At 71.1% G+C, this 13415-nt stretch carries 13 protein-coding genes; 7 read left to right on the plus strand and 6 right to left on the minus strand.

Annotated elements, in window-relative coordinates; translation table 11 throughout:
- The first annotated feature begins 271 nt into the window (after positions 1-271).
- A complete protein-coding gene (locus BLV72_RS14530) occupies positions 272-1234 on the plus strand; it encodes a 1-phosphofructokinase family hexose kinase (RefSeq protein ID WP_093462707.1) in 963 nt (320 codons plus the stop codon).
- Positions 1235-1328: 94 nt separating this feature from the next.
- Here BLV72_RS14530 and BLV72_RS14535 read toward each other — a convergent pair whose 3' ends face one another.
- A complete protein-coding gene (locus BLV72_RS14535) occupies positions 1329-2315 on the minus strand; it encodes a carbohydrate-binding protein (RefSeq protein ID WP_093462708.1) in 987 nt (328 codons plus the stop codon).
- 250 nt (positions 2316-2565) lie between these two features.
- Positions 2566-4254 (minus strand): diguanylate cyclase CdgB, encoded by a 1689-nt coding sequence (gene cdgB, locus BLV72_RS14540; protein ID WP_093462710.1) that lies wholly within the window; start codon positions 4252-4254, stop codon positions 2566-2568.
- A 404-nt stretch (positions 4255-4658) separates the two neighbouring features.
- Between cdgB and BLV72_RS14545 the strand changes: the two genes are divergently transcribed.
- On the plus strand, positions 4659-5159 hold the full coding sequence (locus BLV72_RS14545; protein ID WP_425288375.1) for a flavin reductase family protein: 501 nt from the start codon (positions 4659-4661) through the stop codon (positions 5157-5159).
- 67 nt (positions 5160-5226) lie between these two features.
- Here BLV72_RS14545 and arfB read toward each other — a convergent pair whose 3' ends face one another.
- On the minus strand, positions 5227-5655 hold the full coding sequence (gene arfB / locus BLV72_RS14550) for an alternative ribosome rescue aminoacyl-tRNA hydrolase ArfB (protein ID WP_093470346.1): 429 nt from the start codon (positions 5653-5655) through the stop codon (positions 5227-5229).
- Positions 5656-5837: 182 nt separating this feature from the next.
- Here arfB and BLV72_RS14555 point away from each other — a divergent pair, with 182 nt between their 5' ends.
- Entirely contained in the window at positions 5838-6413 is a 576-nt protein-coding gene (locus tag BLV72_RS14555) for a TerD family protein (RefSeq protein ID WP_059142734.1), read from the plus strand.
- 116 nt (positions 6414-6529) lie between these two features.
- Here the strand turns inward: BLV72_RS14555 and BLV72_RS14560 are convergent, their stop codons facing one another.
- Positions 6530-7120: a Uma2 family endonuclease gene (locus BLV72_RS14560; RefSeq protein ID WP_185929641.1), complete on the minus strand. Its 591-nt coding sequence runs from the start codon at positions 7118-7120 to the stop codon at positions 6530-6532.
- 88 nt (positions 7121-7208) lie between these two features.
- Complete coding sequence (locus tag BLV72_RS14565) at positions 7209-7790, minus strand: TetR/AcrR family transcriptional regulator (RefSeq protein ID WP_093462714.1); 582 nt, start codon at positions 7788-7790, stop codon at positions 7209-7211.
- A gap of 97 nt (positions 7791-7887) precedes the next feature.
- Here BLV72_RS14565 and BLV72_RS14570 point away from each other — a divergent pair, with 97 nt between their 5' ends.
- The 4 genes from BLV72_RS14570 to BLV72_RS14585 all read left to right on the plus strand — a co-directional run bounded on the left by BLV72_RS14570 (position 7888) and on the right by BLV72_RS14585 (position 12863).
- Positions 7888-8898 carry an NAD(P)-dependent alcohol dehydrogenase gene (locus tag BLV72_RS14570; RefSeq protein WP_093462716.1) on the plus strand — a complete coding sequence of 337 codons (1011 nt, stop codon included), beginning with the start codon at positions 7888-7890 and terminating at the stop codon, positions 8896-8898.
- A 511-nt stretch (positions 8899-9409) separates the two neighbouring features.
- A complete protein-coding gene (locus BLV72_RS14575) occupies positions 9410-11029 on the plus strand; it encodes a M4 family metallopeptidase (protein WP_093462718.1) in 1620 nt (539 codons plus the stop codon).
- 110 nt (positions 11030-11139) lie between these two features.
- Positions 11140-12225, plus strand: a complete 1086-nt coding sequence (locus tag BLV72_RS14580; protein ID WP_093462720.1) for an S-(hydroxymethyl)mycothiol dehydrogenase — start codon at positions 11140-11142, stop codon at positions 12223-12225.
- Positions 12225-12863 (plus strand): MBL fold metallo-hydrolase, encoded by a 639-nt coding sequence (locus BLV72_RS14585; RefSeq protein ID WP_086706490.1) that lies wholly within the window; start codon positions 12225-12227, stop codon positions 12861-12863. Before BLV72_RS14580 ends, BLV72_RS14585 begins: the two co-directional genes overlap by 1 nt.
- A gap of 40 nt (positions 12864-12903) precedes the next feature.
- Here BLV72_RS14585 and BLV72_RS14590 read toward each other — a convergent pair whose 3' ends face one another.
- Positions 12904-13413, minus strand: a complete 510-nt coding sequence (locus tag BLV72_RS14590) for a flavin reductase family protein (RefSeq protein ID WP_093462722.1) — start codon at positions 13411-13413, stop codon at positions 12904-12906.
- Positions 13414-13415: the final 2 nt, after the last annotated feature.

A 13415-nucleotide genomic window follows, 5' to 3' on the forward strand; every position in this document is an offset into this window, starting at 1 on the left:
CCGGAACGGCACGGAGGTCTGGGCCGAAGCCACTCGCTTTGGCATGATCGCTCGGGCACGGGCACGGGCACGGGCACGGGCACGAGTACGGGCTCAGGTACGGGCACGAGTACGGGCTCAGGTACGGGCACGAGTACGGGCTCAGGTACGGGCACGCGCTCGGGCACGGGTACGGGCGCGGGCCCAGGCACGGGTAGGTACGGCTCGGCACACAGTCGCGTTCAGCACAGGAATCTCCGTCCGGCGGGGGGACGGGAGAGGGGATGCCAGGGTGATCCTCACGGTCACGCTCAACACCGCCCTCGACGTCACCTACCGGGTGCCGGAACTGCGTCCACACGCCACCCACCGCGTCACCGAGGTCACCGAACGGCCCGGCGGCAAGGGCCTCAACGTGGCCCGGGTGCTGGCCGCCCTGGGCCACGACACGGTCGTCACCGGCTTCGTCGGCGGGGTCACCGGCGCGGTGCTGCGGCAACTGCTCGGCGCAATCGCCGTGCCCGGCACCGGCCCCAAGGCACCTCGCGGAACGATCACCGACGCACTGGTCCCGATCGCCGGCACCACCCGGCGCACCATCGGCGTCGTGGACGCCACCACGGGCGACACCACCCAGCTCAACGAGCCCGGCCCGATCGTCACCACCCCCGAGTGGTCCACCTTCATGGACGCTTACGGCCGGCTGCTGCGCGAGGCGTCGGCGGTCGCGCTGTGCGGCAGCCTGCCACCCGGGGTCCCGGTCGGGACGTACGCCCAGCTCATCCGGGAGGCGCATGCGGCGGGCGTGCCCACCCTGCTGGACACCAGCGGCGAACCGCTGCGCCGGGGCATCGCCGCCCGCCCCCATCTCGTCAAGCCCAACATCGATGAGCTCGCCGGGCTCACCGGCTCCACCGACCCGCTGCGCGCCGCGCGCGACGCCCGGCGGCGCGGGGCGCGCGCGGTGGCCGCCTCGCTCGGCCCCCACGGCATGCTCGCGGTCACCGCCCACGGCGCCTGGCGCGCCGCCCCGCCGCGCCGGCTGGCGGGCAATCCGACCGGGGCCGGGGACGCGGCGGTCGCGGGGCTGCTGTCCGGGCTGGTCGAGGAGGCGCCGTGGCCGGACCGGCTCGCCCGCGCGGTGGCCCTGTCGGCGGCGGCCGTACGGGCCCCGGTGGCGGGCGAGTTCGACCGGGCGGTCTACGACGAGGTGCTGGCGGGCGTCGAGGTGACGGAGCACCCGGCGGCGGCGTGAGGCCCACGGCGGCGCGAGGCCGCCGTGAACGGCGCCGCACGCCCGGAAGCCCCGCAGCCGCTCCGGGGCCCCGGCCCTTGGCGGTCGCCCCGGCCTAGCCCTTGGCCTTGGCCAGCCACATCTGGTCGATGTTGGCGTTGCACTTGTCGCCGTTCTCACACGACACGGTGATCGTGTTGGTGCCCTTGCTGAGCTGGACGATCGACCAGGTCTCCGTCCAGCCCTTCTCGAAGTCACCCTTCGGCGCGCCCGCGAAGTTCTTCATGTTGAGCGGCCGCGCCTCCTTCTTGCCGTTGATCGTCAGCGACATGCTCTGGTCCTCGCCGGGCACGCCGTACGTGACGTACAGCCGGTACGACTTCGCCTTGGCCACGTCCACGCTCCAGGTCGCGGACGCGCCCGGGGCGTTGACGCCGACGTAGGAGCCGCCGTCGGCCTTGGCGCCCTTGATGGCGCTCGCGGGGGCCGCGCCGCCGGTCAGCCGCATCTTGGCGGCGTCCTCGCTGGGCAGGTTCTCGTCCGGGGCCCTGGACGGCCCGGAGGACTCGCCGGGCCCGACGCTGGAGCCCGCCGTGGGCTGGTTCGTCGGATCGGCCTGGTCGTCCTTCTTGTCGTCACCGTTGGTGATCATGGCGACGCCGATGCCCACGATGACCACCGCGACCACGGCGATCGCACCGATCAGCAGCCCCCTGTTGTTGGGGCCGCGGCCGCCTCCCCCATGGCCGCCGCGCGGGGCGTCCGCACCGGGCTGGCGGGGTGCCCCGCCGGGCAGGGTCTCGGGGGCGGCGTAGTGGGCGTTCTGCCGGCCGTAGCCGCCCTGCTGGCCGTACCCCTGCGGCTGCTGGTTCGGGATCTGCTGGCCGTAGTTGCGCTCGCCCACCGCACGGACCTGGTTGTAGGAGGTGCGCGGAACCCCTGGCTGGGCCGGACCCGGGTAGCCGTAGCCACCGGCGCGGGGGGCGGCACCCGGCTGACCCGACTGACCGCCCTGGTCCCCCTGGTCGCCTTCCGAGCGGTACAGGTAGGCGAACGGGTCGTCGTTCTCCGGTGTGCCCGAGCCGTTGTTGCCGGCCGTCATCCCTCGTCACTCCCCTATGCATATGGCCATCGGCGCAGGATCAGAACGCGCCACGACAGCTCATATCAGGGTCGAGAGGGCCTCAACAGGGCGTGTGCTGTCCGGATGGCCAATATTCACGATCGGTTCACTGTCGGCGGCAGGGCCGCATCGGCGCAGCCTACCGCGACCGACCGCTCCCACACCTCATTCGGCCGGTCGGTGCACCCCTCCACCCCCCGATATATCTCACAACCATCCACCGGCACAGCTACCCGGCCCGGCGGCGCTCCTTGGAGCGGGACCGCTTCTCGATGTACATCCGCTGGTCAGCGGAGTGCAGCACCTCTTCGGCCGACATTCCGCAGCCCGCCCAGCCGATGCCGAAACTGGCACCCACCCGGACGGCCCGGCCGTCGACCCGGATGGGCGGGGTGATCGCATTGCGCAGCCGCACGGCCAGGTCCTGGGCGTCGGCCCGGCCGAGGCCGTCGGCGAGGACGACGAACTCGTCGCCGCCGAGGCGGGCGACCGTGTCCCCCTCCCGCACGCCGTTGGTCAGCCGGCGGGCGACCTCGATCAGCACGGCGTCGCCCGCGTGGTGCCCGAAGCGGTCGTTGATGGACTTGAAGCCGTCGAGGTCGCAGAAGAGCACCGCGAGCCCCTTATGGCCGTCGTCGGCGTTGGAGTCCTCATTGGGCGGGATGGTGTGCACATGGCCGTCGAACGGGACGCTCTCGGCGGGGGGCGGGGTGCCGAAGCACTCGAAGTCGTCGAAGCCGTGCAGATGTCCCGCCGCGTCGACATAGACCCCGCCGGCGTCCGTGCCGTCGGACGAGGCGGCCTCCTCGTCGTAGCCCCCGCCCGGCCGGGGCGGGGTGGCGCACAGCCGGGCGGCGAGCCGGGCGCGCAGCTCGGCGCTGTTGGGCAGACCGGTCAGGGAGTCATGGCTGGCGCGGTGGGCGAGCTGCAGCTCATGGCGCTTGCGCTCCTCGATGTCCTCGACATGGGTGAGCAGGAAGCGCGGGCCGTCGGCGGCGTCGGCCACCACCGAGTTGCGCAGCGAGACCCAGACGTACGAACCGTCGCGGCGGGCCAGGCGCAGCTCGGCGCGGCCGCCCTCGGCGGAGGTGCGCAGCAGGGTGCCGATGTCCTCGGGGTGGACGAGGTCGGAGAAGGAGAAGCGGCGCATCGCGGAGGCGGGGCGGCCCAGCAGCCGGCACAGGGCGTCGTTGGTGCGCAGCAGCCGGCCGTGCTGATCGCCGCCCATCTCGGCGATGGCCATACCGCTGGGCGCGTACTCGAACGCCTGCCGGAAGGACTCCTCGCTGGCGCGCAGCGCCTGCTGCTCACGCTCCAGGCGCAGCAGGGCGCGCTGCATATTGCCGCGCAGCCGGGCGTTGCCGATCGCGACGGCGGCGTGGAAGGCGTACATCTGGAGCGCCTCGCGGCCCCAGGCGCCGGGGCGGCGGCCGTTGCGCGGTTTGTCGACCGAGATGACGCCGATGAGCTCGCCGCCGGAGGCGCCCGCCGCGTAGAGCGGGGCGAACAGGCGGTCCATGGGGTGCCATTCGTCCGGAAAGCGGGGCGCGGGGCCGGGGGTGTGCCACTGCGGGACATCGTCGTCGTCGAGGACCCAGCCCTCGCTGTACGGGATGAAGCGCAGATCCCCCCAGCGGTCGCCCATGGACAGCCTGCGCTCCCAGGAGCAGCGGGAGCCGACCCGCCCGGCCATCAGCGCCTCGGCCCCGGCGCTGCCGCCGACGGCGGCGACGACGAGGTCTCCGTCGGGGCGGACGAGGTTGACGGCCGACAGCTCGAACCCGAGCCCGGCGATGACGCCGTCGGCGACGGCCTGAAGCGTGTCGGCGAGGCTGCGGGCGGTGTTCAGATCGGCGACTACCTGGTGCAGCTGCCGCAGTGTCGCAAGGCGGATGTACGGCTCCGACTCGGTCTCCATCGATCGCACTCCCCCGAGACCTCGACAGCAAACTCCTGGCGTCTTGTCGTCCGATTGCCACGGCCACTGAATCACAGCGAGCTGTTCACTCGGTACACAGGGTCAACAATTACTGCCTGCTGTGACTCATGTCACAGAACGTATTCACTTCTTTGACAGAGGGGGTGGGAGCGCTCCTAGTTTTTGTGAACGCAAATTCCGGAACGGAGATACCTGGCCATGCAAGGCGGCCGCCCGAATAGGCCGGGCGCCTTCCGGCCGGCGCCCGGCCTACGGCCGATGGCCTAAGCCCGCCGTGGTCCCCGGGCCCGATGCGGGGAGGGGACGGGGGCGGTTAGCGTCGAAGGGTGTTCCCGACGACTCCTTCCAGTCCAGCCGAGCCCTCCGTCCCCCATGCTGGTGGGGTGAGTGAGGACGAGTTCCGTGCCGCGCTGTCCCGGCTCACCGCGGGCGTGGTGCTGGTGACCGCACATGATCCGGAGGAGGGGCCGCGCGGCGAGGACGTCGGCATGACGGCCACCGCGTTCATGTCAGTGTCACTTGACCCGCCGCTGGTGATGGTGAGCGTTCGCAACGGTTCGCGGATGGATGAGCTGCTGGAGCGACAGCCGCATTGGGCGGTATCGGTCCTGTCGGAAGGTCAGCGGCACATCGCGGGACGATTCGCCATGAAGGGGCGCATCAGCGACAGGTTGCTGTTCGAGGACATGCCCGTGGTGCGGGGCGAGCACACGGACGCCCCGCTCGCGGTGGGCGCGCTGGCGACGCTGGAGTGCCGCACCGAGCAGCGGGTGACGGCCGGGGACCACACGCTGGTGGTGGCACGGGTGCTGGACGCGGCGACACCGGCCGCGGAGGGCGGGCCGCTGACGTACTTCAGGGGGCGCTACCGGGCGCTGGGGTGAGGGCGGCCGGGGGGAGGCCGAAGAGTAAGGAGCGGGGGCCCAGTCGGCCCCGGCCCGGTGCTACGTCCTACGTCCAGCCCCGCCCCGTACGCCCCCGCTTGACGTCACTGCGCTGCTTCTTCTCCCGCAGCCGCCGCTCGTTGAGGCCCCGGGAGATCCGGGTGGGGCGGCGCGGCTTGGGCGGTGGCGCGGTCGCCTCCGCGAGCAGCGATGCGAGCCTTACGGCGGCCGTCTCGCGGTTGCGCCACTGCGAACGGTGCTCGGAGGCCCGTACGCTCACCACCCCGTCCACCAGCCGGCCGGCCAGCCGCTCCAGCGCGCGCTCCTTCCATACGGGCGGCAGCGCCTCGGTGCGGGCGAGGTCGAAGCGCAGCTCGACCCGGCTGTCGCTGGTGTTGACGTGCTGCCCCCCGGGCCCGGAGGACCGCGAGAAACGCCACACCAGCTCGGCCTCCGGCAGGGAGACGGAACCTCGGATGACATAGGGCGCGGGCATGCGTCCATGGTCGCCCGCCGACCCCGGCGGCGTCATCCGGTTATCTCGTCACACCGCCGCATCAGGGTTTGGCAAAGAAAGTAAAGGGAGCTGGAACCTGTCGGGCTGTTCGTGGCGTTGTGGAGGGTGACGACGGCTTCGCCCGTCGCCTCGAATCATCGAGACCACGAAAGGGACTCCCCATGGCTGTAAGCCTGTCCAAGGGCGGCAACGTCTCGCTCACCAAGGAGGCACCGGGCCTGACCGCCGTCACGGTCGGCCTCGGCTGGGACGTCCGCACCACCACGGGCACCGACTTCGACCTCGACGCGAGTGCCATCGCCGTGAACGCGAACGGCAAGGTCTACTCCGACCAGCACTTCGTGTTCTTCAACAACAAGTCCACCCCGGACCAGACCATCGTCCACACCGGTGACAACGTCACCGGCCAGGGCGAGGGCGACGACGAGCAGATCAACGTCAACCTGGCCGGTCTGCCGGCCGACGTGGAGAAGATCGTCTTCCCGGTCTCGATCTACGACGCCGAGTCCCGCAGCCAGAACTTCGGCCAGGTGCGGAACGCGTTCATCCGCATCGTCAACCAGGCCGGCGGCACCGAGATCGCCCGCTACGACCTGAGCGAGGACGCCGCGACCGAGACCGCCATGGTCTTCGGCGAGCTGTACCGCAATGGCGCGGAGTGGAAGTTCCGTGCCGTGGGCCAGGGCTACGCCGCCGGTCTCGTGGGCATCGCCCAGGACTTCGGCGTCAACGTCTGAGGTTTCACCGGCGCGGAAACACTGAGGGCCGCCCCACACCAGGGGCGGCCCTCGCCATACCGACGCCTATAAGGCACTCATAAGGCCCTTATGTGGCCCTTACAAAGGGAACCGGGTCAGAACTCGCTGGTGTCCAGGTCGAACCCGAGCGGTTCGGGCAGCGACAGCGGCTGGGAGATGTCGACCTCGACCTTGCGGGTGTACCTCTTCCCGGCGGGCAGGGAGTGCAGCACGGCCTGCTTCCGCTCCCGGTCGATCAGCAGGTAGAACGGAATGCCCGCCGCCGCATAGCCCCGCAGCTTGGGCCCCCGGTCGTTGTCGGCGGTCGAATGCGAGGTGACCTCGCCGACGAGCATCACCGCGCCGGGGTCGTGATACTCCAAGGAGTCGCCGAAGCTCCCCTTCGGCGCGATGACGAAATCAGGAACGACCTTGCCGGTTGGTGACGCATCCGGAACACGAAGTCCGATGCCCGTGTAGCGCCCCAGGTCTTTCCTGTGGTCGCGTACCTGCCCAGTCACTTCCGACACAATCTCTTCGTGCTCACCGTTAGCGGGAGGCACCACGTGGATTTCTCCTTCGATCAGTTCCACGCGCCATCCCTCGGGGGCTGCCGCGCTCAACGCCACGAAGGCTTCCTCGACCGATGAAGCGGTGCTCTCGCCACTGTCCGCGCGCGCCTCGCGCTCGGGGGCCGTCAGTACCACGGTGGACCTCCTTCGTACGGAGCGATGCTTCCAGCGTAGGCGAGCGGTCCCGGGCGGTCCGGCCCGTAGTCACCCTTTCGGAGGACGATCAGCCCCGCGCGCCGAAGGCGCCCGAGACCGCCCGGGAGAGGGCCTGCTTGCGGCGGTCGTGGGCCGCGGGCGGGTCGTCCGGGGCGGCTGTCGCGGAGAGGCCGGAGGCGGACCAGGTCAGGGCCATGGCGATCAGCAGTGCGAGGACGTCCTGAGGGTCCATCGAGTCGGTGATCCGGCCGTCGCGCTGGGCGTCGGCGATCGCCTGGAGTTTGGTGGCGACGGTGGCCGATGACTCGGTCACCAGGTTGTTGGTGGCCACTCCTTCGAGCCTCGCCCAGGTGGCCAGGCGGATCAGCTCCGGCCGTTCCATGGCGGTGTCGTACAGCCGCACGGCGTACTGGGGGAGGTCGTCGGCCGTGAACGGCACGGAGTCGACGACGACATCGGCGTGGAGGCGGAAGACGGCGCCGAAGAGGCCGAGCTTGTCTCCGAAGTAGGCGTACAGCTGCGCCTTGTTGATGCCCGCGGCGGCCGCGATGCGGTCGACCCGGGCGCCCGCGATGCCATGGGCGGCGAAGTCGGCGGTGGCCGCGTCGAGCAGGCGGCGGCGGGTGGCATCGCTTTTCCGGGGAGACACGGGGCTCAGGTTACCAACTGGTTAGTTGCCAGCGCGGGCGCTGCCGCGTAGCGTACAAAAACCAACCAACTAGTTAGTTAGAAATGAGGTGGGGCGCATGACCGTGCGCGCCTACGCGGTGGAGCGGGCCGGTGGCCCTGTTCAGGCGCTCGAGTACGAGCCGGAGCCCCTGGGACCCCTGGAGGTCGACGTCGCCGTGACGCACTGCGGCGTCTGCCGGACCGACGTCGGCATGGTCGACGACGCGCACGGCTACTCCCGGTTCCCGCTGGTCGCGGGCCATGAGGCGGTCGGGGTGATCGAGGCCGTGGGCAGCGCTGTCGACGGCGGACAGCTTGCCGTCGGCCGGCGGGTGGGCGTCGGCGCGGTGGCGGGGGCGTGCTTCGCCTGCGAGTGGTGCCTCAGCGGTCGGCAGTATCTGTGCGCGGACAAGGACGACACGGTGCTGCGCGGCCACCGCGGCGCGTTCGCCACCCGGGTGCGGGCGAGCGACTGGCGGTATGTCCAGCCGATCCCCGACTCCCTCGCCTCCGAGCACGCGGCGCCGCTCCTGTGCGCCGGGATCACCGTGTTCTCGGCGATCACGCGGAACGGGGTCCGGCCCACCGACCGGGTCGCCGTGGTGGGGGTGGGCGGCCTGGGCCACCTCGCGATCCAGTTCCTCGCCACATGGGGCTGCCACGTGACCGCCATCTCCTCGACGGCGGCGAAGGCGGACGACAGCCGCCGGTTCGGCGCCCATGAGTTCGTCGCCGCGGAGGAGGGGCTCGAGCGGGTCTCGGGCTCGTTCGACTTCATCCTCTCGACCGTCTCGGCCGATCTGCCGTGGGACGCGTATCTCGCGGCGCTGCGGCCGCAGGGGACGCTGTGCGTGGTCGGCGTTCCCCACGGGCCGTTCGGCTTCCGGCCGTTGAGCCTTCTGCTGGGCGAGAAGCGGCTGGTCGGCGGCCTCGTGGGGTCACCGGCGGAGAACCGGCAGATGCTGGACTTCGCGGCGCGGCACGGCATCCGCCCGGCCGTCGAGACCTTCCCGGTCGCGCGCATGGACGAGGCGCTCGACCATGTCCGCCACGGACGCGCGCGCTACCGCGCCGTGCTGGAGTTCTGAGCTCCCCCCCGCCGCCGCTCCGCCCAGCGGCTGGGCCGGTGCCGGTGCCCGGGGTGAGGGTGTTGCGCGCCGTTGGGCACACAGATCGTCTTCTCGTCGCGTACACAGCAACGCCGCCCTCCGGGGCCGCCGAGCGGCCCGCCGCGCTCGCCACCTGGGCGATCGGCCGGTACCGGCCCCCGGAGCGGCCGGAGGCGCCGATCCAACAGGGGCATGACGTAGCGCCATAAGTCGGCATCAAACAACTGTTGTTGCCTCATGCCTCGCTGACCGAATTCGCCCCCACTTGAACAACGTCGAGTCAAATTCTTGTTACGCGCCTACCCGAATCGATCGTTCGATGACAATCTCTGGTCGGCCCGCTGCGCGTCCTCTGACTCCGCGGTAGGGCCTTCTCGCAGCGCAATGTGCACCACTCGCACCACTCCTGCTCGACCGGAGGGCCCACCCATGGCCGTCCGTACCCCCTACACAGGGCCGCGACCCGGCGGCCCCAAGGCAAGGAGACCGAGTGAGACCCATCGCTTCCTCCCCCCGTAAGAAGACCGTCCGCGTGGCGGCGCTCGTCGCCTCCGCCGCCATGGTCGTCATCGGTGTGCAGTCCGGCCAGGCCAGCGCCCAGCCGGAGCGCTCCCGCGAGGCGGGCGCCACGGCGCTTCCGCTGACCGCCCCCGAGCGCGCCACCGCGATCAAGGCGGCCCAGGCCGACGCCTCCGCGCAGGCCGAGTCCCTCGGACTCGGGGCCAAGGAGAAGCTCCTCGTCCGCGACGTCATCAAGGACGCGGACGGAACCGTTCACACCCGCTACGAGCGCACCTACGCGGGGCTGCCGGTCCTCGGTGGCGACCTGGTCGTCCACGAGAAGACCAGTGGCGCGCGCTCCGTCAACAAGGCCACCGGCGCGCGGATAGCCGTCAAGAGCACCGACGCCGCCGTGGCCCCGCAGGCCGCCTCCGGCACCGCCCTGAAGGCCGCGCCGAAGGCGACCACCGGCGAGAAGGCCAAGTCGCCGCGGAAGGTGGTCTGGGCGGCCACCGGCAAGCCCGTCCTGGCCTGGGAGACCGTCGTCACCGGGACGCAGGCCGACGGCACCCCGAGCGAGCTGCACGTCGTCACCGACGCCACCACGGGCGCGAAGCTGTCCCAGTGGGAGGGTGTCGAGACCGGCACCGGCACCAGCAAGTACAGCGGCACGGTGCCCCTGGGCACCACCAAGAGCGGCTCCACCTACAGCCTCACAGACGGTGCCCGAGGCAACCACAAGACCTATGACCTGAATCAGGGCAGCTCGGGAACCGGCACCCTGTTCACCGACGCGGACGACGTATGGGGCGGCGGCCGCCAGACCGCCGGCGTCGACGCGCACTACGGCGCGGCCGAGACCTGGGACTTCTACAAGGAGTTCCTGGGCCGCAACGGCATCAAGAACAACGGCGTGGGCTCGTACTCCCGCGTCCACTACGGCAACAACTACGTGAACGCCTTCTGGCAGGACTCGTGCTTCTGCATGACCTACGGCGACGGCTCCGGCAACGCCAACGCGCTGACCTCGATGGACGTGGCCGGCCACGAGATGAGCCACGGCGTGACCGCGGCCACCGCGAACCTCAACTACGCCGGTGAGCCCGGCGGTCTCAACGAGGCCACCTCCGACATCATGGCCACCGCGGTGGAGTTCTACGCCGGCAACTCCGCGGACGTCGGTGACTACCTCATCGGCGAGAAGATCAACATCAATGGGGACGGCACCCCGCTGCGCTACCAGGACAAGCCCAGCAAGGACGGGGCGTCCAAGGACTACTGGTCCTCGACGCTCGGCAACATCGACGTCCACTACTCCTCCGGTCCCGCCAACCACTTCTTCTACCTGCTGTCCGAGGGCAGCGGCGCGAAGGTCATCAACGGCGTGAGCTACAACAGCCCGACCTACAACGGCTCGACCGTCACCGGGATCGGCCGGGACAAGGCCATCAAGATCTGGTACCGGGCCCTGACCACGTACTGGACCTCGACGACCAAGTACGCGGGCGCCCGCACCGGCACCCTCAGTGCCGCGTCCGACCTCTACGGGGCGAACTCCACCGAGTACAAGGCGGTCGCCGCCGCCTGGACCGCGATCAACGTGAAGTAAGCGGTCCGCCCAAGCGGTGACGGGCCGCACCGGGGAACACCGGTGCGGCCCGTTCCGGGCGTGCCCCGTCATCCCTGTCGTAGCCGCTGGTCGCCACTTACGCTGCTGTCATGACTCAACAGGTACGCGGCGTGGTGGCCCCCGGCAAGGGCGAGAAGGTCAGGATCGAGACGATCGTGGTGCCGGACGCCGGCCCCGGCGAAGCGGTGGTGAAGGTCCAGGCGTGCGGCGTCTGCCACACCGATCTGCACTACCGGGAGGGCGGGATCAACGATGAGTTCCCCTTCCTGCTCGGCCATGAGGCGGCGGGCATCGTGGAGTCCGTGGGCGAGGGCGTCACGGAGGTGGCCCCCGGCGACTTCGTGATCCTCAACTGGCGGGCCGTCTGTCACGAGTGCCGGGCCTGCCGCCGCGGCCGCCCCTGGTACTGCTTCAACACCCACAACGCCAAGCAGCCCATGACGCTGACCGACGGCACCGCGCTGACCCCGGCGCTCGGCATCGGCGCGTTCGCCGAGAAGACCCTGGTGGCCGCCGGGCAGTGCACCAAGGTCGACCCCTCGGCCTCGCCCGCCGCGGCCGGGCTGCTCGGCTGCGGCGTGATGGCCGGCATCGGCGCCGCGCTCAACACCGGCAATGTCCAGCGCGGCGACTCGGTCGCCGTGATCGGCTGCGGCGGTGTCGGCGCCGCCTCGGTCGCCGGGGCACGGCTGGCCGGGGCCGCGAAGATCATCGCGGTGGATCTGGACGAGCGGAAGCTGGAGTGGGCCCGCTCACTGGGCGCCACCCACACCCTCCACGCGGGCAGCGTCGACGTCGTCGAGGCCGTCCGGGAGCTGACCGACGGCAACGGCGCCGACGTCGTCATCGAGGCGGTGGGCCGCCCCGAGACGTACCAGCAGGCGTTCTACGCCCGCGATCTGGCCGGCACGGTCGTCCTGGTCGGTGTCCCCACCCCCGAGATGAAGCTGGAGCTGCCGCTCCTGGACGTCTTCGGGCGCGGCGGGGCGCTCAAGTCCTCCTGGTACGGGGACTGTCTGCCGTCCCGCGACTTCCCCATGCTGATCGACCTCTACCAGCAGGGCCGCCTCGACCTGGACGCGTTCGTCAGCGAGACGATCGGGCTGGAGGACATCGAGGAGGCGTTCGCCAAGATGCACCGCGGAGAGGTGCTCCGCTCGGTGGTGATGTTCTGATGACCCCTCCGCCCGTACGCGTCGACCACCTCGTCACCTCCGGCACCTTCTCGCTGGACGGCGGTACCTGGGAGGTGGACAACAACGTGTGGCTGATCGGCGACGACCACGAGGTGTACGTGATCGACGCCGCGCATGACGCCGACGCCATCGCGGACGCCATCGGCGACCGCCGGCTGCTCGGCATCATCTGCACCCACGGCCACGACGACCACATCGACGCCGCCCCGGCCCTCGCCGAGCGCACCGGCGCGCCGATCCTGCTGCACCCGGAGGACGAGGTGCTGTGGCGGATGCGCCACCCGGACCGCGCCCCGGACAAGCCGCTGGCCGACGGCGACGTCCTCACCGTCGCGGGGACCGAGCTGCGGGTGCTGCACACCCCCGGCCACTCCCCCGGTGCGGTCTGCCTGCACGCCCCGGCGCTGACCACGGTCTTCTCCGGGGACACCCTCTTCCAGGGCGGCCCCGGCGCGACCGGGCGCTCCTACTCGTCCTTCCCGACGATCGTCGAGTCGATCAGGGAGCGGCTGCTGACGCTGCCCCCGGAGACGCTGGTCCGCACCGGCCACGGCGACTCCACGGCCATCGGGGACGAGGCCCCGCACCTGGACGAGTGGATCGCGCGGGGGCACTGAGCCCCCGCGGTCGATCCGTCCCCGGCCCCCGGGGCCGCGCTCACCAGACCGCGGCCCCGGGGGCCGTCTCGGCCACCGACACCGGGCGCTGGAAGGACCGGTCGTAGTAGACCAGCGGGGCGTCCTCACCGACGTGGGCCGCCACCACCCGGCCGATGAGGACGGAGTGGTCGCCGCCGTCCACCACGCGGTGCAGTGCACAGGCGACCCGGGCGACCGCCTCCGGTATGCCCGGCAGCCCCAGCTCCATCGGCAGGGTGTCCCCCGCCGCGAACCGGTCCACACCGGAGGCGGCGAAGCGCCTCGCGATGTCCGCCTGTCCCTCCGCCAGGACGTTGATCATGAAACTTCCGGCGGTGGTGAACGCCTCATGGGTGCTCGCGGACTTGCCCAGGCAGATCAGCACCAGGGGCGGGGCCAGGGACAGCGAGCTGAACGAGCTGCCCGTGAACCCCCATCTGCGCCCGGACGCGTCGACCGTCGTGGCCACCGTCACGGGGGCCGGCACCCGGGCCATGGTCCGGGTGAACTCCTCAGAGGTGATGGTCATCG

It is taken from the genome of Streptomyces melanosporofaciens (genome assembly GCF_900105695.1).
Taxonomy (GTDB): domain Bacteria; phylum Actinomycetota; class Actinomycetes; order Streptomycetales; family Streptomycetaceae; genus Streptomyces; species Streptomyces antimycoticus.

Coding starts and splice junctions, on each gene's coding strand:
- BLV72_RS14535 (WP_093462708.1), bottom strand. CDS start 2,315: ATGACGGCCGGCAACAACGGCTCGGGCACACCGGAGAACGACGACCCG.
- cdgB (WP_093462710.1), bottom strand. CDS start 4,254: ATGGAGACCGAGTCGGAGCCGTACATCCGCCTTGCGACACTGCGGCAG.
- arfB (WP_093470346.1), bottom strand. CDS start 5,655: ATGCCCGCGCCCTATGTCATCCGAGGTTCCGTCTCCCTGCCGGAGGCC.
- BLV72_RS14555 (WP_059142734.1), top strand. CDS start 5,838: ATGGCTGTAAGCCTGTCCAAGGGCGGCAACGTCTCGCTCACCAAGGAG.
- BLV72_RS14570 (WP_093462716.1), top strand. CDS start 7,888: ATGACCGTGCGCGCCTACGCGGTGGAGCGGGCCGGTGGCCCTGTTCAG.
- BLV72_RS14580 (WP_093462720.1), top strand. CDS start 11,140: ATGACTCAACAGGTACGCGGCGTGGTGGCCCCCGGCAAGGGCGAGAAG.
- BLV72_RS14585 (WP_086706490.1), top strand. CDS start 12,225: ATGACCCCTCCGCCCGTACGCGTCGACCACCTCGTCACCTCCGGCACC.
- BLV72_RS14590 (WP_093462722.1), bottom strand. CDS start 13,413: ATGACCATCACCTCTGAGGAGTTCACCCGGACCATGGCCCGGGTGCCG.